This is a genomic window from Undibacterium sp. TC4M20W (assembly GCF_049340245.1).
Lineage (GTDB): Bacteria > Pseudomonadota > Gammaproteobacteria > Burkholderiales > Burkholderiaceae_D > Undibacterium.
The window spans coordinates 176,581-194,157 of the sequence record NZ_JBMPPI010000004.1 but is presented as its reverse complement, the minus strand read 5'-3'; the positions used below and the strand labels follow the sequence as shown (position 1 = coordinate 194,157).

At 48.9% G+C, this 17,577-nt stretch carries 21 protein-coding genes; 7 read left to right on the top strand and 14 right to left on the bottom strand.

Features of this window, described 5'->3' with window-relative positions:
• Positions 1 to 7 precede the first annotated feature (7 nt).
• From ACO0LL_RS07155 to ACO0LL_RS07110, 10 genes are all read right to left on the bottom strand, one after another.
• Positions 8 to 2,584 (bottom strand): type IV secretory system conjugative DNA transfer family protein, encoded by a 2,577-nt coding sequence (locus ACO0LL_RS07155; RefSeq protein ID WP_422950197.1) that lies wholly within the window; start codon positions 2,582 to 2,584, stop codon positions 8 to 10.
• 115 nt (positions 2,585 to 2,699) lie between these two features.
• A complete protein-coding gene (locus ACO0LL_RS07150) occupies positions 2,700 to 3,488 on the bottom strand; it encodes a hypothetical protein (RefSeq protein ID WP_422950196.1) in 789 nt (262 codons plus the stop codon).
• Positions 3,489 to 3,528: 40 nt separating this feature from the next.
• On the bottom strand, positions 3,529 to 4,686 hold the full coding sequence (gene icmP, locus ACO0LL_RS07145; protein WP_422950195.1) for a type IVB secretion system coupling complex protein DotM/IcmP: 1,158 nt from the start codon (positions 4,684 to 4,686) through the stop codon (positions 3,529 to 3,531).
• Entirely contained in the window at positions 4,664 to 5,191 is a 528-nt protein-coding gene (locus ACO0LL_RS07140) for a lytic transglycosylase domain-containing protein (RefSeq protein ID WP_422950194.1), read from the bottom strand. Before ACO0LL_RS07140 ends, icmP begins: the two co-directional genes overlap by 23 nt.
• Positions 5,192 to 5,201: 10 nt before the next feature.
• Positions 5,202 to 5,744, bottom strand: coding sequence for a hypothetical protein (locus tag ACO0LL_RS07135; RefSeq protein ID WP_422950193.1), 543 nt, complete (start codon positions 5,742 to 5,744; stop codon positions 5,202 to 5,204).
• 23 nt (positions 5,745 to 5,767) lie between these two features.
• On the bottom strand, positions 5,768 to 6,346 hold the full coding sequence (locus tag ACO0LL_RS07130) for a hypothetical protein (protein WP_422950192.1): 579 nt from the start codon (positions 6,344 to 6,346) through the stop codon (positions 5,768 to 5,770).
• Positions 6,343 to 7,083, bottom strand: a complete 741-nt coding sequence (locus ACO0LL_RS07125; protein WP_422950191.1) for a hypothetical protein — start codon at positions 7,081 to 7,083, stop codon at positions 6,343 to 6,345. Before ACO0LL_RS07125 ends, ACO0LL_RS07130 begins: the two co-directional genes overlap by 4 nt.
• 4 nt (positions 7,084 to 7,087) lie before the next feature.
• Positions 7,088 to 7,705: a hypothetical protein gene (locus tag ACO0LL_RS07120; RefSeq protein WP_422950190.1), complete on the bottom strand. Its 618-nt coding sequence runs from the start codon at positions 7,703 to 7,705 to the stop codon at positions 7,088 to 7,090.
• 11 nt (positions 7,706 to 7,716) lie between these two features.
• Complete coding sequence (locus ACO0LL_RS07115) at positions 7,717 to 8,235, bottom strand: hypothetical protein (RefSeq protein ID WP_422950189.1); 519 nt, start codon at positions 8,233 to 8,235, stop codon at positions 7,717 to 7,719.
• A gap of 285 nt (positions 8,236 to 8,520) precedes the next feature.
• On the bottom strand, positions 8,521 to 9,294 hold the full coding sequence (locus ACO0LL_RS07110; protein ID WP_422950188.1) for a hypothetical protein: 774 nt from the start codon (positions 9,292 to 9,294) through the stop codon (positions 8,521 to 8,523).
• A 757-nt stretch (positions 9,295 to 10,051) separates the two neighbouring features.
• Here ACO0LL_RS07110 and ACO0LL_RS07105 point away from each other — a divergent pair.
• A complete protein-coding gene (locus ACO0LL_RS07105) occupies positions 10,052 to 10,918 on the top strand; it encodes a hypothetical protein (RefSeq protein WP_422950187.1) in 867 nt (288 codons plus the stop codon).
• 47 nt (positions 10,919 to 10,965) lie between these two features.
• Here the strand turns inward: ACO0LL_RS07105 and ACO0LL_RS07100 are convergent, their stop codons facing one another.
• From ACO0LL_RS07100 to ACO0LL_RS07090, 3 genes are all read right to left on the bottom strand, one after another.
• On the bottom strand, positions 10,966 to 11,316 hold the full coding sequence (locus ACO0LL_RS07100) for a hypothetical protein (RefSeq protein WP_422950186.1): 351 nt from the start codon (positions 11,314 to 11,316) through the stop codon (positions 10,966 to 10,968).
• A 202-nt stretch (positions 11,317 to 11,518) separates the two neighbouring features.
• Positions 11,519 to 11,761: a hypothetical protein gene (locus ACO0LL_RS07095; RefSeq protein WP_422950185.1), complete on the bottom strand. Its 243-nt coding sequence runs from the start codon at positions 11,759 to 11,761 to the stop codon at positions 11,519 to 11,521.
• Positions 11,762 to 11,848: 87 nt separating this feature from the next.
• Positions 11,849 to 12,688 carry a hypothetical protein gene (locus ACO0LL_RS07090; protein WP_422950184.1) on the bottom strand — a complete coding sequence of 280 codons (840 nt, stop codon included), beginning with the start codon at positions 12,686 to 12,688 and terminating at the stop codon, positions 11,849 to 11,851.
• A gap of 358 nt (positions 12,689 to 13,046) precedes the next feature.
• On the opposite strand from ACO0LL_RS07090, the gene ACO0LL_RS07085 reads away from it, so the two are divergent.
• Both ACO0LL_RS07085 and ACO0LL_RS07080 read left to right on the top strand, forming a co-directional pair.
• The gene (locus ACO0LL_RS07085; RefSeq protein ID WP_422950183.1) at positions 13,047 to 13,496 is read left to right on the top strand and encodes a hypothetical protein; all 450 of its coding nucleotides are present in this window, start codon (positions 13,047 to 13,049) and stop codon (positions 13,494 to 13,496) included.
• 92 nt (positions 13,497 to 13,588) lie between these two features.
• Positions 13,589 to 14,119, top strand: coding sequence for a PH domain-containing protein (locus ACO0LL_RS07080; RefSeq protein ID WP_422950182.1), 531 nt, complete (start codon positions 13,589 to 13,591; stop codon positions 14,117 to 14,119).
• Between the two features lie 7 nt (positions 14,120 to 14,126).
• On the opposite strand, the gene ACO0LL_RS07075 is transcribed toward ACO0LL_RS07080, so the two are convergent.
• Positions 14,127 to 14,762 carry a thiol:disulfide interchange protein DsbA/DsbL gene (locus tag ACO0LL_RS07075; RefSeq protein WP_422950181.1) on the bottom strand — a complete coding sequence of 212 codons (636 nt, stop codon included), beginning with the start codon at positions 14,760 to 14,762 and terminating at the stop codon, positions 14,127 to 14,129.
• 367 nt (positions 14,763 to 15,129) lie between these two features.
• On the opposite strand from ACO0LL_RS07075, the gene ACO0LL_RS07070 reads away from it, so the two are divergent.
• From ACO0LL_RS07070 to ACO0LL_RS07055, 4 genes are read left to right on the top strand one after another with little or no spacing between them, the layout of a single operon-like run.
• The gene (locus ACO0LL_RS07070; RefSeq protein WP_422950180.1) at positions 15,130 to 16,008 is read left to right on the top strand and encodes a hypothetical protein; all 879 of its coding nucleotides are present in this window, start codon (positions 15,130 to 15,132) and stop codon (positions 16,006 to 16,008) included.
• Positions 16,008 to 16,448 carry a hypothetical protein gene (locus ACO0LL_RS07065; protein WP_422950179.1) on the top strand — a complete coding sequence of 147 codons (441 nt, stop codon included), beginning with the start codon at positions 16,008 to 16,010 and terminating at the stop codon, positions 16,446 to 16,448. Before ACO0LL_RS07070 ends, ACO0LL_RS07065 begins: the two co-directional genes overlap by 1 nt.
• Positions 16,445 to 17,098, top strand: coding sequence for a hypothetical protein (locus ACO0LL_RS07060; RefSeq protein ID WP_422950178.1), 654 nt, complete (start codon positions 16,445 to 16,447; stop codon positions 17,096 to 17,098). Before ACO0LL_RS07065 ends, ACO0LL_RS07060 begins: the two co-directional genes overlap by 4 nt.
• Positions 17,088 to 17,504 (top strand): hypothetical protein, encoded by a 417-nt coding sequence (locus ACO0LL_RS07055; RefSeq protein ID WP_422950177.1) that lies wholly within the window; start codon positions 17,088 to 17,090, stop codon positions 17,502 to 17,504. Before ACO0LL_RS07060 ends, ACO0LL_RS07055 begins: the two co-directional genes overlap by 11 nt.
• Positions 17,505 to 17,577: the final 73 nt, after the last annotated feature.

Genomic DNA, 17,577 nt, shown 5'->3' with positions numbered 1-17,577 from the left:
TGCGTCATTACCTTGCAGCGTATTTCTTGCTGAATGCTTCTACCAGGCTGCTTTTGCCGCTGCGCTTTGCCGGTGTAGGCTGGCAGGCATAAGAAGCATTGGCGACAATGGCATTGATGACATGCGCGGCATCATTTTGCGCCTTCGAGGCATCCACACCCAGCAGCCTGTCCATCGCCACCAGAGCGGCATGGGTATGCTGCTGGTCTATCAATATCTGCGTCTGCCTGGCCTTGCCATATTTCTCTTCCATGGCATACAAGTCACTCAGGGTAGTTGCCGTTTGCCAGCCGGTTTCATACGCATTTGCAGGTGCCAGTTGTTCGTGCATGCTGGCCTGTATATCTGCGGCCCACGGGGCGACTACTGCCTTGCTGGCTTCATCGAGGCTATCATTGCTGCGGCCAAAGATGCTGATCACGGCGCCATCAAATTCCTGTTCCGCTGCTTTTTTCTGGCCGGATCGTTTGCCAAACAGGGTACGTGCGGTGCGCTCCCTGACACCTGTTTCCTGTGTTGCTGACGCGGCCTGACTCTCTGTTTTTACCGTAGCGACATGGCTTGCGGACTGGACGGCAGCAGGTGCGCTGTCAGCAACTGCCGTGGCCGTGGCCTTGGCGATGACAGGAGCTGCTTCTGCAACTACCACTTCTTTCGCAGCCGCTACGTCTTTCTCTGCCTGCGCCTTAGCTGCATCAGCTTTCTTTTTCAATGCTTCCGGCGACAAATCCCATTCTGCCATTTCACCATAGGCAGGTGGTTTGACTTTGATGAAGTGATTCAGCCTGTATTTGGTCAAGAGATTACGTTCATCGACCATGCCGCATGAGAACATGCGGGCACGGATAATCCTGGACTTGAACAGGATATGTGCTTCACCCGGCGTCTGCTCTTTCAAGTCTTGCAGTGAGCCACGTGAACGCTGCTCCATGGTGGCATTCATATTGTCCATGTAGTTGGTGGACATGCCATTGGTGCTGGCTTGCATGCCGCCCATGACCATGACATCAGCCATGCCTACGGACTTTTCAAAAATTTCATAAGTACGCTCGGCATCTTCCAGCTTCATGAAGATCTTGATATTGCAGTTGGCGGCGATGGAGGCCGCATCTTCTTTCGACGCCTTTTCAAAGCCTGGCATATCCTGGCTGGCGAATACCATGCTGAAACCAAGGCTACGCGCCTGTGCAGGCATGACGGCAACACCGGGCACGGCGTAGGCGCCATATTCATCAAGTATCGTCACGAACGGCGACGGTGCATTGGTAGGCCGGTTGTCCAGCACTTCCATCTTGCTGCCTTCCATCTGCGCACCAAGAGTTGCAGCCATCATGTTTTTCAGACTCATGATGACGACTTTACCCAGATTGGCGAGCTCGTCCTGAGATTTTTCCAGTGCGGGCAGCAAAACCACCAGGATGCGGCGATTGACGACGACGTCGTACAGATCGACTTCACCGAGATTGGTTTTAAAGATATGACCCAGCGTATCGGACAAGGAACCCAGCACGCGGGTAAATTGCATTTGCAGATAGCCATGCTGTTCCAGCGTCGTGGCTGACTGGTCAGCACCTTTCTTTTCAACAAAGCCAGGCAGGGAACTCAGGTAAGCCTTGATGGCAGCCTGGGCACGATCAGACAATTTGATGGGCGTCCCATCGATAGGGTTCTTGCCATTCGATAAGGCGACGATGTATTTCAATTGCATGAAGTCACGTATGACTTCCACATCCAGCAAGATACGGCCTGCATCGCGCAGGGATACCAGCGCAATCATCAAACCCGTCAGCAAGGAAATTGCGCGGCCCTTCCACATATCGCCGCTGCCGCCAGAATCACCCATCAGACCGACCAGCAATTGTGTCAGCGCATCCGATGCACCAAAAGCAAAGGGATTGATGGTATTCGATAACTTGGTCAGTTGCGGGCCTTCAATATCGCGTGAGCCAGTACCAAAATTGATGATAAGAAAATCATCTTCCCTGCCCATCGCACGGCTCATGGAAAAGATCGTGGCAAACAGGCTCGCATCGCCTTTACCATCGACGAAGATAAAGCCTGAACCCTGCATCAGGGCGTTATAAGCCATGGACACGAGTGCCACGGTTTTACCACTACCGGTAGAACCAAAGATCAGGATGTGAGTGCGCAGGTCATCATTATTGAACCAGAGTTCAGCATCGTCTTTTTTGCGGTTACCAAAATGCGAGATGCCTTTGGCCCAGGTGGGCTTGTCGGTTGCTGGATTAATTTCTTCAGGATCAATAATACCTGAGCGGCCCTTGCCCTCATTCGCAGATGCGTCATAGTCAGTGGACATGGGCATGCGAAAAGGCAGGCTGTAATGCTTGAAGCTGGAGCGTATATACAGGAATAGCAGGATGCCGAATACAAGAATGTATTCATGCCAGGTAGGCGAGATCATGGCGGCCGCGCCAATCACAAACATCAATATGCTGGCAGCTTCCGGCTTGAAAAGAATATCTTCTTTTATTCTTTGTAACTGCGGACGCGTATCACGACGTCTGTGATGGGCCTTGACCTCATTCTCCGGCTCAAGACCTGCCTGTTGTGGTTGGGCCATACTTCCCTCAATACTCGATTATGTCGATAACATCTGCCAATACATCTGCCAATAATTACAAGGGCCGCGCACCTGTCACACACCTGCCCTTTTTACTCGTACACCAGGGCTGCCATTAAAAGCCGAAATTACCCTGGCTCTGTTCAGGCCTGGCGGCTGTACCTTGCGCTGGAGCTGTTGGTGCAGTTTGTGCAGGCTCCATCGCTGCGCCAGGACCACCGAGCATCAAGGATGGATCAGGCTGCGCGGGCACGGTTTGTTGCGGCTGGGCCATGAGCTCACTGCCGACAGTGCGGCTACGGTTGATGTTTTCCATCTGCCTTGCGACTTCCGGATTGCGCATTTCCATGCTGGTGGCGATTTCATCCAGGGATTTTTGTGGTGGGCGCTTGATCATGGGAATGGTCAGCAGCAAATACAAGACAATAAGGACGCCGAGGATTTTCCAGAACCGGGTTTTCCTTGCATTCAGTTTTGCCAGCTTGCGCAAGGCCAGACCGGCACTTTGCATATTCGTGAAAGAGGCCAGCACCATGCCATGTTCCAGGCCATTACCCTGCCTGACGATGAGGTGGTAGGCATCATTCTTCAAATCGCTGACCAGGCCACTTGCCAGTCTGGGCAGGACGCGGTCAGCTTGTGCCGCAGGAGCCGGGGCTGGCGCGGCATCGGATTCACTGACAGCTCCCAGCGCTGGCTGCGGCGACAGGGTAGAGCCGCTTTCTATAGAAAATATTGAAAAGCCCTGTTCTATGGAGGGAAAGCGTATGACATTCGCCACTTCAACTTCGCGGGCGCCTTCCAGTAAAATTTTCCCAAGCACAGTCAATTCATGGGAATTGAAGTTCTTGTTGACACGGATAGCCTGATAGCTTTCAAAGCGATTGATCAGATTCTGTAACATTGCGTTTTCCTAAATTAAATCATATTGAATTCAAAAGCCATCACAGCTGGCTGCCGTAGGTATCGAGGTATTCATCCAGATAAGACTCCAGGCCATCCAGAGCGGTCTTGACATAGGGCCGCATTACTTTGCTACCTGACTGCAGTTCAGCCTGGTAATGGGCAAATATGCCAGCGGATTCCATCCAGCAGGTTCTGCGTCCCAGGGCATTGAACATATAGAACAGCGTACGGTTGACCGGCTTGAGCCATAAGAATTCAGCTGAGGCCACCACACCACTAGTACGCGCCTTATCCAGCAAAGCCAACATGGCAGTCGCCATATAGGCATGGCGCGAGAGTATCTTTACAATGACATCAGTATTTTTATATTTTTCAAAACAGGACAGGCCCAGTTCGGTATCGAATTTTTCCAGCGCCAGTTTGGCTGACAGATCATTGCTGGCGACACCGGCTGCCGTGCTGGATGCGGATAATTGATTCAATATCTTCAGCGCGGTTTTTTTGTCACCACTGATCTTGGCCATGAAGGAACCCAGCAAGGCTTTAAGATAAGGCGGTAAGTCATTGAACGATACAAATTTTGGCCCGAGTTGCCTGATCAATGCGACCTCTGCAGTGGCGCGGTCAAGACGGCGTTTATCGACGGGCAAACCACTGACAGGTGAAGTCTCCTGATAAATTTCCCATAACTGATTTTTCTCTACCCACTCCTTGGGAGTCGTGCTCCAGGCCCAGCGGCCACTCTCCACCGGTACCTTCAGAAGATTAGCGTCCAGCACTGGTGTAATGCAGGGCCACAATGTCACTTCTTTTTTTGCCAGGCTGAACATATCCCAGCGGCGTTTGAATTTTTGCGATGGGTGCTTGAAGAAAATATAGACACCCATGGCGACACATAAAAGCATGGCCGGTATCTTGGTATATTTGCCGATCAATTCACCGTTGGCGGCAAATTCATTATATTCAACATTGCCATAAGACACGCTGCCCATCCAGTCGACTGCCGCACGCACATCGGCATCAAACAAGCCTATCAACGGCCCGGTCACGTATGAGCGGAACAGGAAAACTGCGCCGACAATGAAACCCTTGCCGACAAACCAGAGTATCAACACACCTGCGGCAAACAGCAGCATGGCCCACAGGCCCTCGTTGGAAGTGTCGTTACCGGAATTACCTGCTTGTGGTGGCGGCATGCCCTGCTCCTGCGATTAAATATTCCCATTTGCCTTTGCTGGCATCATACAAAGCCAGCGACCGGAACCAGTTCAAAAATTCTATGTCTCGTTGAATTGCCTGATATTTTTTATAAACATTACCTACATAAGCCGAGCGGTAAGGCTCATTCGCCGAATGATATAAACCTATTGCACACCACACATCCGATTTGCAGGCGAGATACCTGAGCTTGAAAATATTTGCTCCTACATAGGCGTTCAGGCAATTATCTTTCAGCACCCGGTTCAATGGTATGCGATGCTCAGACAGATACTGCTTCCAGCTCGCATCATTAATCTGAAAACGGCCATAATCCTGAGTACGGTTTGCATTACCTGAAGTGCGCACCGACGAACCACGCTCCTGTGCGTAAATTGCCAGTAATGCCATGGACGGCACCTTGTAATACTCAGAGGCGCCTTTAATACAGGAATAAAAGGCTGGTTCCGAGCTGGTATCCACGGGCGCAATATAGGCATCCACGAAGCTGTCCTCAATGATTATTGTGGTTCTTGTTCAGATCAATGATCTTGGAAGACTCTTCGGTACGCCTGCCTGCATCTGCTTCTGTTTTTTCACTCAAGCCCGCACTGATATCCTTGACACTTTCAGCCAGGAAGGGAAACAATATTCCCAGGTACTCAGCAAATGAAAACAGCGCCCGGTGCCGTATCTGAGTCAGGCGAAAATGGGCCACCAGCCATCGCGTACCTATCATCAGCATGACAGCCAGAGAAGTCACCAGATGCGTCAGTGGATTTTGCGAATATGGAGAGCCACAGGCAAACAAGAAAGCGACTGCTGTCAGCAATGCATAAATAGTCGTTTCTTTTTTCCTGTAAGCCAGGAATTCGGCAATGTCACCCTCACTCCAGCCCAGACGTTCCTGGGCTTCATTAAAACTTTCTTCCCGCTCCGAACGTGCGCTGGTAAACAAACGCTTGAATGCACTACGGGTAATACCGACCGCTTTCTGCGCATCACCTGAAGGAACAAGTTTGCGCCTGAGTGGCGATGCTTCTTTTTTTTCCGTCATTGGAACTCCACGAGCAGCAGCGATTAAGTATTTTCAGATTCAGGCTCTGGCATGGGGGTAAGCACCATCTGGAACAAATCCAGCAAGCCATTGGCATTGACGATCTTTTTTTCTTCCAGTTCTTCCAGCAAACGTCCGTCATCTATCTCAAAGCGCCAGTCTTTCACTTTCCGGTAGCTGTACTGATGCATGCGTTCAATGGCGTCATGTACAAACAATAAAATGACGGTAGGTGAAACCTGCAAACCTGCATCTGACACCTGGGCGCGATAACCCGTGCGGCTCTGGAAGCTGGGATCAGGAATCCAGTCAATGCCAAAACCCGGCGCCAGCGTGCCTTGCACAGGTGCTACGGCATAATCACCTTCAAAAAAAGTATCTTTATAGTGCCGCTCTGCCAGGTACAGCATGGCGGGGAACAAACCCTCTTCACCATATACCCAGTCATTTTCACTATGACCATAGACGATGCCATCATGGACACGTCCATCGGCATTATTGGCAAAGAAAATATATTGCGGCGCGAGCAGAGACTCCATGGTCTGACGCAATACAGACAGCGCATTGATGTCGTCTGCTACGCTCATGGCTACGGCATTCATTTGGCACGTATCTCCAGAATTTTCAATTCGCAGACCTGGTTCATGGCATCCAGCGCCAGTTTTTTATCGACCTTGCCTATCAGGCCCAGTTGTACTGCCCGGTTTTGCGGAGAGATGTAATACTGGTCTTCGATCAAGGTACCAAACAAAGTGCTGATGTGCTGCATCGACTTGCTACCTGCCTCACGCACAAAGGGCAGGCGCATAACCTGTTCACTCAACTGCCGGGCTTTTTCTTCATACGGAGGGAAAGGCTCGCCACGTGACCCAGCCAGTAATGCGCCCATGGCGACGTCAGAAAACCCGGCACAAATCTGGCTGGCCTGTGCCATCGAAAACACAGAAGGAGCACCGCTACCCGCATCTTTTTGACCAAAAGAATTTTGCCCATTGGCCACTGGCGCCGCCGCAGTGTCAGCACCTGACTGGCCCTGAGGAGCATTCAAAGGCCTGGACATGTCCAAAGCCGGTGCAGCAGCGTTAGCCTGAGAATTGCCAGACAAACCGAAATCACCACTTACCGTTGCCGCAGTCTCGTCACCTTTAACACCGTTACCGTTACTCTTACCAGCCATGCCGGTATAAGCAGCCACGGCACAAGAAAGCACAATCAACAGCAAAGCTGCAACACCCGCATATTGCAAGACCCGGGGCTTGCCACTACCCGCAGGCACGTACATGCGCGTTCCCAGCATCAACAGGCCCAGGATAAAGAAAGAAGTAGCTGCGTAAACCATGGACTTATTTACCTGAACGGAAGTAATCTGCGAAGGCGGTTTTGCCTGCCGCTTTTTCCGCTGCGATACGCTCTTGTTCATCACGCTGCGCTTCAGCAGCCTCGGCCACCGCATCTCTGAGCTCTATGCGGATATAACGCTCTTTTTCAAATACCGTAATCTGCACGCTTTTTGTACGCAAGCGCTTGGTGTCGCGATATTGGTGGAAATTATTTCTTCCCTCATCGGAAAAATAAGCCAGGTCTTCCATGGCGGCATACAGATTGCCAACAAAGCTGCCATCAGACTGTACGTAAGGGTCCCAACCCAGCGGGATGCGGGATTCAAAGCGGAAAGCATAACGATGCGCCCAGGCATCCACATGTTGCCCCAGGGTCTGGCCACGTTCATAAAACCAGGTGTAATTCATGGTCACGGGGTCTGCTTTGGCATGGTCAGCAGCCTGCGCAGGTTCGAGCTTCATGTCCCGCATGAAAGGTGAAGACGACTTTGCCGGTAATTCGACTATGCCCTTGAAATTGTTTTCTGGAATAACTTCACGATACTGCGCCGTTGTTTGCCGTGTGGCACAGCCCGATACAGTGAGCGCTGCCATCACTACTACCATAGAAAAAACTTTCACCTGTCACTCCTCTATACAGCGAATCCGACTTGATAATCCAGCGATACCGGCACGCGTTCTATTAAATTCACCGCGTAGCCACCAGTCTGCTCCAGCTTGACCAGACCGCAGCCATCGCGAAACAGGAACGACATGGCAAATGCCTGTTGCCCATCCGAACCATAAATACTGACTGCCCGGGCTATCATTTCATTCATGACATAGCGGGTGTTCAAGTGCAGGGATTTGATGTCATAGTCCAACACAACTGCGTCAGACACGGCGACATCTACCTGCAATTGCCCGGCTGGTCTTGATAAAAAAATCATGCAGTTGTGAAAGCAAAATGGCGCAACCACTTCTGCATCCAAAACCATCTGCACATCCAGCAAATATTGCACACACAGTTGCACTGCTTTTTGCAGGACAATCTTTTCTGCAGGCTTTATAGCCACAGCCACTTCACCAGTGTGCAGATTCGATTCCAGGTTCACAGCAAACACTCTACGCAAGTCAATAAAAAAGCAGCCATTGGCTGCTTTACTGTTCAATACAGATATATGTGATTGTATGCACCAGCTTTCTGCATGACCAGATCAGACTGGCAGCAGGCCGGAAGAATGCAGACTCAGGATACTTTCATACAACCCGCCACACCGGGCAGGCTATCTGGCAAAACATCCCTGTCCAGTTGATTGCCAGCCATTCAATCGCGCTGACATTCCGCGCAAAAACAGCACAAAGCAATCATCAACTTTTAAATTCGCATTTTGTGGCGCAGGCAGCAGCACCACCCCCATATATGAGGCAAAGTTTAGGCGAATGAAAATCAAAAGTCAAACGATTTTCCGCAAGTACCTTTCGGACATCGAAAAACCTTCTGCAAGTAGGGCCGTGACGGCGTGATCATGCTCTTCCAGGCGATTGCATTTGATCGCCAGCTCAGCAAAATTTGCTGAGAAAGCCGGGATGGAACCGCCATATCTGGCATCAACTATCCAGTTAACAAACTTCTTTAAATTCCCACTGGCAATCTTTTTTTCTGACCACTCTTTAACACGCTCAAAATTGTGCAATACCAAAAGTTCAGGGCGCGGTACTTTGACGACAAATTCACCGATAGGGTCGGAACATATTTTGTCTTCGTAAAATTCATAATCACCATTGGTCTTGAGCATTTCATAAGGCGGGTGCAGAGATTGCACCAGCATCAACTTAATGTCGCCCTCACCCAGTTCCAGACCATAAGAATACTCACCCGCAACAAACACCAGGGGCGGCCCGGACTCAGACTTGATTGCTTCGAGCGTGAAAGCACTCGAATAACATAAGCCCGTGGCATTCTTGAAATGCAGGCTGGCCAGGCGTATCGCATGCCGCATCAGAATGGCCTTACCATCTGTCATCTTGTCAGTTGGTATATATACACCGTGAGCTACACGTTGTATCAGTGCTTTTTGTGCCAGGTAGTAACTTTTATTTTTCGCGATATTGGTCCCGACTATCATCAGCTCAGGAAACACTTCATCCACCGCCACCTCTTTGGCAGGTGACTTGCGTCGCGCTGTCACTTTCGCTACTTTCTCTGGCACAGTTTTACTTGATTTCAATTACAGGCTTCCTCAACAAAAACAATGTTTACAAACTAGAACTCATTTCCATGAGCTTTGGCAAAATGAGTTCTAGTATATTCTGAATTAAGCCCTGCCCCACGACTCACATACACACTTAACAACAACCTGACTTTTAAAATCTTCAAGCAGATATCCAGTCACGCATTCAACCTCATCGCAGGCATTTGCATTTTTGACTTTGGCATGTAGATAAAAGTAGCCAAGCAGCTATTATCCGGTTCACTTTTGAGTCATGTTATGGCCTTTGCGGCAAATATCAGACGTCATTGTGTTACATTTTGTAAGACGGTCACAAGGTTTATGCCAAGTCCCCACATATGCCCGACAATGTGCTTAATAAAAAAGTCGCCTACGTGCATTATGCATTTCGCGGTGTCAACGAAACTGCTCAGCAAGCGTTTTGATGTGAAATTGCGCTTACTTTTGAATTCAATTTGGAAATAATAAACTTGCGCTTTTACCAGTTGAAAATCTGAAAAGCGCCCTCATTTGCATCCGACATGTCAAACAAACATGTTGCATTCATCCGGCTTGATATAAGAGATATTTGCTCAAAGAAATCAAGGTGGTTCAAGGTGTTCGCATCACCTGATACTGCGGGCTGCAATGAGGCAGGAATTGAAATACTGTAGTGCCGCAGCCGGAAGGTCAGCGTTTGACTTTCCTACTTTAATTTCGTAATATCTCGCGTGCTAAAAATAAAAAATTGCTTGAAGAAAGCAAGAGGACAAAGATGAGTGGCTCAACTATCGATCTTACGGAGGAAGATATTCTTGATGTACTTCGCCGTAATGGAGTTGATCCTGAATTTGTCGCTCCAGAGCAACTAGACCGCATTTTTGAATATGTTGAATCGGAAGAAGACCGCGTTCTTTCCGGGGTACTTTACTTTGAAGACCCAAAACAAATTCAAATGTATGCGCGTGTCGAAATCGCCAATATATTGCGCGAAAAAGGCATACTTGAAATCAAGCCCGAGCTGGCCGTCACAGTCACTGGTGCCTGCCTGATCAGCACTGATATTTTCGAACGCTACAATAAGATTCGCGCTGAAGTTGAGAAGCTGGAAAAATTCGGCAATGTCGCGATCACGATCAATCCTGGTGTCGATGGTGATAAATCTGTTCATCAGATCAGCGTAGATATTCATGAAGTCGCATTGGAAAACGTCAATGCTGCCTCCTTGATCACGGATGCCCTGTCAGAAATTTCCAAGCGCGCCATGTTGGGCGGCAGCTTTCAAGTCAATTTCATTGAACAGCGTGAAGACACGGCAACTCACCAACGTAATATCGACAGCGGCATCATGCCAGCCAAACTGGAAGTCATCGACTTTGGTTACGGCAGTGATGGCGATGAGAAATTTGCCGAGCGCACTTACAAAGACGTAGAGGGTGATTTTTTCACACTGCGCCGAGAAGCAGGTGGCTATTCGCAATTCAGCGTGATCGGCCCCTATCAGAATGCCAGCGAGAAGGAAAATGCGGCTGTCAGCACTCTCAACGGTGATAACTGGACCAAGGTAGAACCTGAACTGTTTGAGTTAATCAATCAAAAGCTTGAACAAACTGCTACCGCCAGAAGCACCCCAAAAATGTAATGTAAAAGTGCTGGCATTTATCTAGCTATTACCTATCTGGCCGCTAGCTACTTTTGCCTGTCCTCTTTCGCGCTCACTGCACTCTTCTTGCTATCAGCAATGGCCTGCGCTACTGACTTGGGTATTTCTGTGCTTGAACTGGTGGCATAAAATGGCCATGGTCGCGAAGCCGGACATTTATATTCTATCGTTTTCTTATCTTCAGCCAGGCGCCAGGCAATTCTGGTCTTGGCTGACAAGCCCCTGCATTCTCCGACTGGATTCAGTACTTCTGCAGCCGCGATCTCACCCTCATACCTGAAGGGATAGGTAAAACGTTCAATGGCAGCAGCAAAGAACCACAGCGTTGCCATCAACAACCAGATTCTGACAAATAAAACGAGATCCGAAATTTTCATGGGGCAGCTTAAGCAGGCAAATTTGGCATGGAGCGCGAACCAGGATTGGTGCGCGCGCAACTAATCCAGAACTCATTTCATGAATAGGATGAAATGAGTTCTGGATAAAACAGATTATCTGTCTTCCCCATTTTCCTTACAAGCAGGCTACTACCCAGATACAACATCAGGCTACAGTAATATGGTGCCTGCCAGTGCCGGCTTACTTCATCGAGAGCGCGGCACCTTTTGCCAATGATTTGACTGGTGGTTCAGTAACTGAAGACATCAACATTTTTGAAGGCGTAAATGGCATATCCATCTTGCCGCCCTTGTCGAGCTTACCCAGGCCTTCTTTCAACACTCCGGAGGACATGACAGACTCCGCCAATTTCTCCACCCCTTTTTCCAACACTTTTTGACCTACATATTTTGCGGCCATGCTGGCCAGAATTGGCAATGCCATACACCCTCCTTATAAAAGCGCCTGAAGAACACTTGAAAATTAGCGCTAAAAATGAAATCCGACTCAACTGCGTACAAAAAAATAGCTTCAGGCGCGTATCGATTCGCGCCGGCCCAGTGCAGCCCCGTACAATAAACCTTCCAGCCTGAAATAAGTCTGGGTCTCGCGCACCATGGGTGCGTCCGATGTTGACTTTGCAATCACATGCAAGAGGCGCGATATAAATCCAGGCTCGGGCAAATGCCCAGGGTCTGACTGCTTGAAGAACGCAACATCCACCATGGAAAACAATTGCATTTCATCCTGGTTAAGAAACGCATCACTGCTGGTAATCACTGCAAAAAAAGCTGCCAGGATCCTGCACAGCGAATAGCTGCAAGTATTTTCATTCGCCTCTGCGACTTTAGCAAACAGCTGGACAAAGGTCTTGAGGCCAGCATTATCCTTATTGCGCAGGAAAGCCAGCAAAGCAGCCTGGTAAGCTTCACGCGACAAGCCATGACTGACATGCTGCACACTCTTGTACAAGCCGTCTTCAATGTCCCAAAACACAAACGGGGCAAAGAAATTGCCACAAGCCGGTGGCAAACGCCCAGAAACATCCGACAGCAACAATGCCTCTTCATAAAAATACAGAGTAGGCCCGGCACCAAAGCGAATGGCATCCTTCAGATATGAGTTCAGAATTGTCATCGCGCGCTTGAAAGCCCGCACTTCCCGCGTCCCTAATATGGCTTGTGAAAATGTGTGCTGGATTTCTTTGGCAAATACCGTAGGTGCCACAAATCCGGCGACCCGCAGCATATCTGTCGCGTAAGATAAGCCTGAATACACTAAAGGGTCTGGTGTACCGGCATTATTCGAAATGATCCGTCCCACATCACCGAGTGCAGCAACCGCACTTTCAGTGGCGAGGGAAGAAACCATATCAAGTTCATGCCGCCACATCAGTCTCAACCTTTTCAGTCATTTAAAAATACGGCAGTAAAACCAGCCACTCCAGGCTCATGAATATCGCATCTGACATTGTCACTCAGAAAGAAACCCTGGCACCAAGCCCTCTTCCAGCATCACAAGTAGTAAAAGCCCACATCAAGCCAATGATTATACAAACAAAAGTAACAAAATCAAGAATAATATATTTACAAACAATTCTAATTATTACTCCCCTTTGCCCCTGAATAATCAGCCAATAGGCGCAAAAAGAATCAATGGAAATTAAAAACTTGCTTGAAATATGCAGAGTATTACTAAATAATAGTCAATAAATTTAAGAAAAATGCTGATGATCGGCGTACGGTTGCGTACGGCTGCACTCGGCGTCAAGCAAGAAAACGCTGCGCAAATGCTGAACAGGCAGTCTGCGCCCCTCAAGACCAAGCAGGCCGCAGACATAATGAAAAATTCCAGCCAAGCAAGAACAAGTACAAACTTAGTCAGACCTGCTGACACTGAGCGAGCGCCCGACCTCAAAGACCCGAATATCACACCAGGCAGCATACTCGATATGGATGCTGATGGTCGCCGCGATACCAAGGAAATGAGTCTGCACGCCTTGTGGCATTTGCGGCATGGCGATGCCATGATCAATGGGCAAGTCGCCCATCCCACGCAAAATTGCGTGCTGGCGCTACCAGAATTGCTGCCAAGCACCAATATTCCCGCCATGCCCGCACCAGTGTCAACGCCATGTAAGGATATGTGCGCGCCAACTCCGTATGAAGATGAAGAATAAATGGCGTTTTTCTGCATTGATATCCGGCATGAATGGGCCTGAAGCAATAGAATAAGCTTTCGTCAGCTGCCTCCCCATAAACAAGGATATGAATGAACGAGCAATACAATGAAGAGAGCATGCCATGCCCGGTATGCCGCGAAACCATTAAAGTTGGCGCCTTAAAATGCCGCTTCTGCAATTCCAACCTGAAAACGGCTGCGGTCGATCAAGAGGCAGAGACAGAACATGTTCTGTATTCAGGACACCCGGCAGTTATCTATAGCGCCTGGCAATGGCTGGCCGTGATCTGCACCCTCGGTATTGCCTTTATTTATTACTGGATGGAGAGTATCTCAGTCACTTACCAGATCACTACTCAGCGTATCAAGATAGAGCATGGCGTATTGTCCAAATTAATGGAAAGCGTGGAGCTGTTCACGATAGAACATTTTGATGTCTATAAGCCTTTGGGCATGCGCCTGGCAGGTTATAGCAGTATCAGACTCAGGTCATCCGATGCCAGCTCGCCGGTCATCGGCATCTATGGCATTGATGACCTGGAAAAACTGGCCGATCAGTTGCGTGAATGCTCCCTGCGCGAACGCAGCAGGCGCAAAATCACTTCGATTATCCAGACCTAATACCGGCTCAAAAAGCCGATGGCTTGCCGGCATTTTTTGTATAAAACTCTTTCACCTGACTCAGCAAGGCGGCTTCAACCGCCTGGTTGTCGGCATACTCTTGCGGCAAGATCAGGGCGCGGTTGAACAAGATGAACACAGGCACGGAGTAAACCCCATATTGCCTAGTCAGCATCTCTGCACGGTCCACATCTGCCTTTATTTCAGCACTCTTGATGGTAGTGACGAATTCAGCCACCGGCACAGCCTCTTTTTGCAAAAAACTGCGGATAGAGTCAGGGTCACCCGCATTCAGGCTTTTGTCCTGGATGGCGATAAACAGCTTGGCACGCAATTGATGCTCCAGCCCCATTCTGCGCAGCGTATAAAAGATAGCCGCCTCTCTTTCACCTACCTTGCTGTCACTACGCCAGTTGGCAGAAAAAACTGCCGGTATCTGTTCGAACGAATAGATGCCTTGCTGAAACAGCACAGATTGCTTGGACTGCCAACTATTGACGCTGGGCTCAACAGCACGGCAATGCGGGCAGGTGTACATAAAGAATTCGAGGATCTTTTTATCTTCAGGTTGAGCTACCATCGCCGCCTGCATCAATTCCTTGGATTTACCGGTATCTGTACAGGCATACATCAGGCCTGTCATCAGAAAAATTCCAGAAATTTTAAGAAAAATATTCCACATAGTCTTGTTTTGCATCTGTAAATCCAAATTTCACTGTAATTTCAATATTGCATTGCGTATCAATACAAATTTGATGAATAAATGAAATAGTAATGCATTTTTCGGTCTGTTATTCTTTTTCAATAGCGATTTATTTTGTATTTATATTGAGTTAAACTCTGATAATTAAATGAAAATAATCATTTGTGTATGTTGATGTGAGTATGTTGTATGCGCACCTGCCAGCCAGGCTTGCGCACTCACCGTACTCATCTTGACACCGGCACACAATCCATCATGCCGGTGAGCCACCTGGCTGAACTATGTAAAAGAACAAACGAGGTCACGAATGGAGTATTGGAAACTGGCCCGATGGCCGCATTGGGCTTCAGGCTTTTTCGCCCTGTTAGGTATTTTCTATGCAAAAAAACTGTTTAATGCCAATTATCTGGCGATCTCTTTCTGGTTCTTTTTTCCCTTTCTGCTGGCTGGCATCGCTTCAGAATTATTGATCACTGCCATCAGCCTGAAAAAAAATGTCCGGCTGTTGTCCGATACTGAAAGACGACTGTCCCGGCATTTTGACTGGAAGGTCATAGCGAGTCTGGCTGTCGTGCTGTTTGTCACAGCCACCGTCCTGTCCAGCTTATATACCAAGGGCATACATAGCAGCTGGTTCGTGATGGCCATGGCCGTCCTCGCTCTGCTATACGGCCTGGTATTGCGCCAGGTCTGGCTGGTCGATGTACTGAGCTTCCCGCTGTTTTATCTGATCCCTGCCGTTGCCGGCACACTGGATACCATGCTGCCCCTGTTTGCAACGCAAATCGTGCTGGTCTATATGTTTGGCGTGATGGTGTATGCAGTCAGGCTAACTTCGATGCTGGAAGTCTCCACAATTACCAATGAAGACCATAGCTACACAATGGCAGGCGGCATCTATGACCGCCATCTGATGGCTTATCTGCTGGGCCTGAGCGGGGCCACCTTTGCACTGACCATGGCATATCACCTGATAGAGCAAGCCAGCAGAATGGGGCGCGCTTCGCTGGTCATCATCCCACTGATGATCTACGTGATCACCCATGTGACACAGCATTACCGGGTGTATGTGAAGGGCCAGGGTCCCGAGAAAAACTTCCGCGAAGTAGTGTGGAATCTACGTGTCAAGCTGTGTAGCTGCAGTGCGCTGGTTTTACTCGCTATCGCGGTTAACTGGGGTATCTGATGGCTACCAAAGCACGTGTCAGCCTGGTATTGCTGAGCTATCTTTTACTAGGCGGGCTACTGTTGGCAATGCCGGTCTTATTGCTGATCGTAAAAAACATTGCGTATCGTTTTGAAATACTGGCTGGCTTTTACGTTTTGCTCTTTTTTGCATTCGTGATCAGAAGCTTCATGCTGGGTGGTGGCCTGGATTTGCGTCTGACTACTCAAGTCAATGATGTCTATGGTGCCAGCCTGAAAAATAAGCCAGACTGGTTTATAGATTTGCAATGCATGAGTTTGCTGCGGGTCTTTGGAGTATGGCTGGTTTTTCCAGCAGCATGGTCATCAAAAATTATTCAACGGGCAGATTTATTCCTGGCCTATGAACTGAGCCTGGATGCATGGATAGCGACTGTCCCGGCGACAGGCCAGACAAGCGAAGAAGGAGAAGTATCGTGAGTTACACACTTTTGCTACACACGCTGGAACAAAAGCGAGATGAAGATGGTCACGCGGGCTGCTACCGGGACGACGCCATCAGGGCATTGGCACAGGATGATATCTCATCCATGTTGCACAAAGAACGGGGCATGGATATCAGGAAGGAAGGCACAATGGCGAAGAACCGGCTGGAAGAATTGAACCAACTTTTGCAATCAGGCGGCAAACCTGATTTCTCCGCTTCGGATGCTGCCTGCAGCCCTCAGTCATTTGACGTCAAGTATGCCGGGGCAGTGGAACGTTGCAATCTTTTTCTGATACAAAAACAATTGACCAGCCTCAATACCCAGGCTGCCCGCGTCGATATGGCAGCCAGATTGACAGGCCTCGATACCAAAAATATCAAGACTGAGTCGCTACAACTGCCGGAAAACCAGATGTTCGTCAAGGAACTGGAGACCTTCCGCAAACTGAGTATCAATATCGCTGGTTTACTGGCTTTTGATATTTCACGCCAGGAACGCTCAGAGCATCTGCAAAAGAACATACAGCAAATCGGTGTCAAAGCCAGAGAAATACTGAATGCCCTCTCCCCTATCCATCATGACTTGAAACTGGAAACAGAGGAAGCAAAACAGTCCAATACAGGAATCAGAAATGGAAATTGAAAATGCGTGCTTTTACCTGATCAAGGACAAGGGTAGTGAAAAAATCGTGTTCACGCTGTCAGATGGGGTCAAGGACAGATTATGCTTTATCGAGCATATGAGTGCCGGCCTGGAAGAGTCTTTTGACCCGGCCACATCCACTGTCATCAAACGCATAGGGAACGCCACAGAAATCTGGGATGACGAATTCTCGGCAAAAGTATTAAGCATACTCGTCAACGACGGTCTGGAACTAGACACGCTGGAATCCTTGCAACTGGTACAACAAATACGTCAACAAGCACTGGCTTTGAGCGACTTGAATGGCATACGGGGCCTGGTCGCCCAATTGCACGAAGAACGCCGGGAAATCGAAGCCTCGCGCAGTAATTTATGGCGCAGCTTTGCGCATCGCTCCGCTATCTGAAGTACATAAAAAGCACATAAAAAAAAGCACCGCATTATTTTATTTTGCGGTGCTTTTTTTTGTCTATGTCCTG

Excerpts from the sequence above, each read along its gene's own strand:
- ACO0LL_RS07155 (WP_422950197.1), bottom strand. The coding sequence starts at position 2,584 with ATGGCCCAACCACAACAGGCAGGTCTTGAGCCGGAGAATGAGGTCAAG.
- ACO0LL_RS07150 (WP_422950196.1), bottom strand. The coding sequence starts at position 3,488 with ATGTTACAGAATCTGATCAATCGCTTTGAAAGCTATCAGGCTATCCGT.
- icmP (WP_422950195.1), bottom strand. The coding sequence starts at position 4,686 with ATGCCGCCACCACAAGCAGGTAATTCCGGTAACGACACTTCCAACGAG.
- ACO0LL_RS07135 (WP_422950193.1), bottom strand. The coding sequence starts at position 5,744 with ATGACGGAAAAAAAAGAAGCATCGCCACTCAGGCGCAAACTTGTTCCT.
- ACO0LL_RS07130 (WP_422950192.1), bottom strand. The coding sequence starts at position 6,346 with ATGAATGCCGTAGCCATGAGCGTAGCAGACGACATCAATGCGCTGTCT.
- ACO0LL_RS07125 (WP_422950191.1), bottom strand. The coding sequence starts at position 7,083 with ATGGTTTACGCAGCTACTTCTTTCTTTATCCTGGGCCTGTTGATGCTG.
- ACO0LL_RS07105 (WP_422950187.1), top strand. The coding sequence starts at position 10,052 with ATGAGTGGCTCAACTATCGATCTTACGGAGGAAGATATTCTTGATGTA.
- ACO0LL_RS07100 (WP_422950186.1), bottom strand. The coding sequence starts at position 11,316 with ATGAAAATTTCGGATCTCGTTTTATTTGTCAGAATCTGGTTGTTGATG.
- ACO0LL_RS07095 (WP_422950185.1), bottom strand. The coding sequence starts at position 11,761 with ATGGCATTGCCAATTCTGGCCAGCATGGCCGCAAAATATGTAGGTCAA.
- ACO0LL_RS07090 (WP_422950184.1), bottom strand. The coding sequence starts at position 12,688 with ATGGTTTCTTCCCTCGCCACTGAAAGTGCGGTTGCTGCACTCGGTGAT.
- ACO0LL_RS07085 (WP_422950183.1), top strand. The coding sequence starts at position 13,047 with ATGATCGGCGTACGGTTGCGTACGGCTGCACTCGGCGTCAAGCAAGAA.
- ACO0LL_RS07080 (WP_422950182.1), top strand. The coding sequence starts at position 13,589 with ATGAACGAGCAATACAATGAAGAGAGCATGCCATGCCCGGTATGCCGC.
- ACO0LL_RS07075 (WP_422950181.1), bottom strand. The coding sequence starts at position 14,762 with ATGACAGGCCTGATGTATGCCTGTACAGATACCGGTAAATCCAAGGAA.
- ACO0LL_RS07070 (WP_422950180.1), top strand. The coding sequence starts at position 15,130 with ATGGAGTATTGGAAACTGGCCCGATGGCCGCATTGGGCTTCAGGCTTT.
- ACO0LL_RS07065 (WP_422950179.1), top strand. The coding sequence starts at position 16,008 with ATGGCTACCAAAGCACGTGTCAGCCTGGTATTGCTGAGCTATCTTTTA.
- ACO0LL_RS07055 (WP_422950177.1), top strand. The coding sequence starts at position 17,088 with ATGGAAATTGAAAATGCGTGCTTTTACCTGATCAAGGACAAGGGTAGT.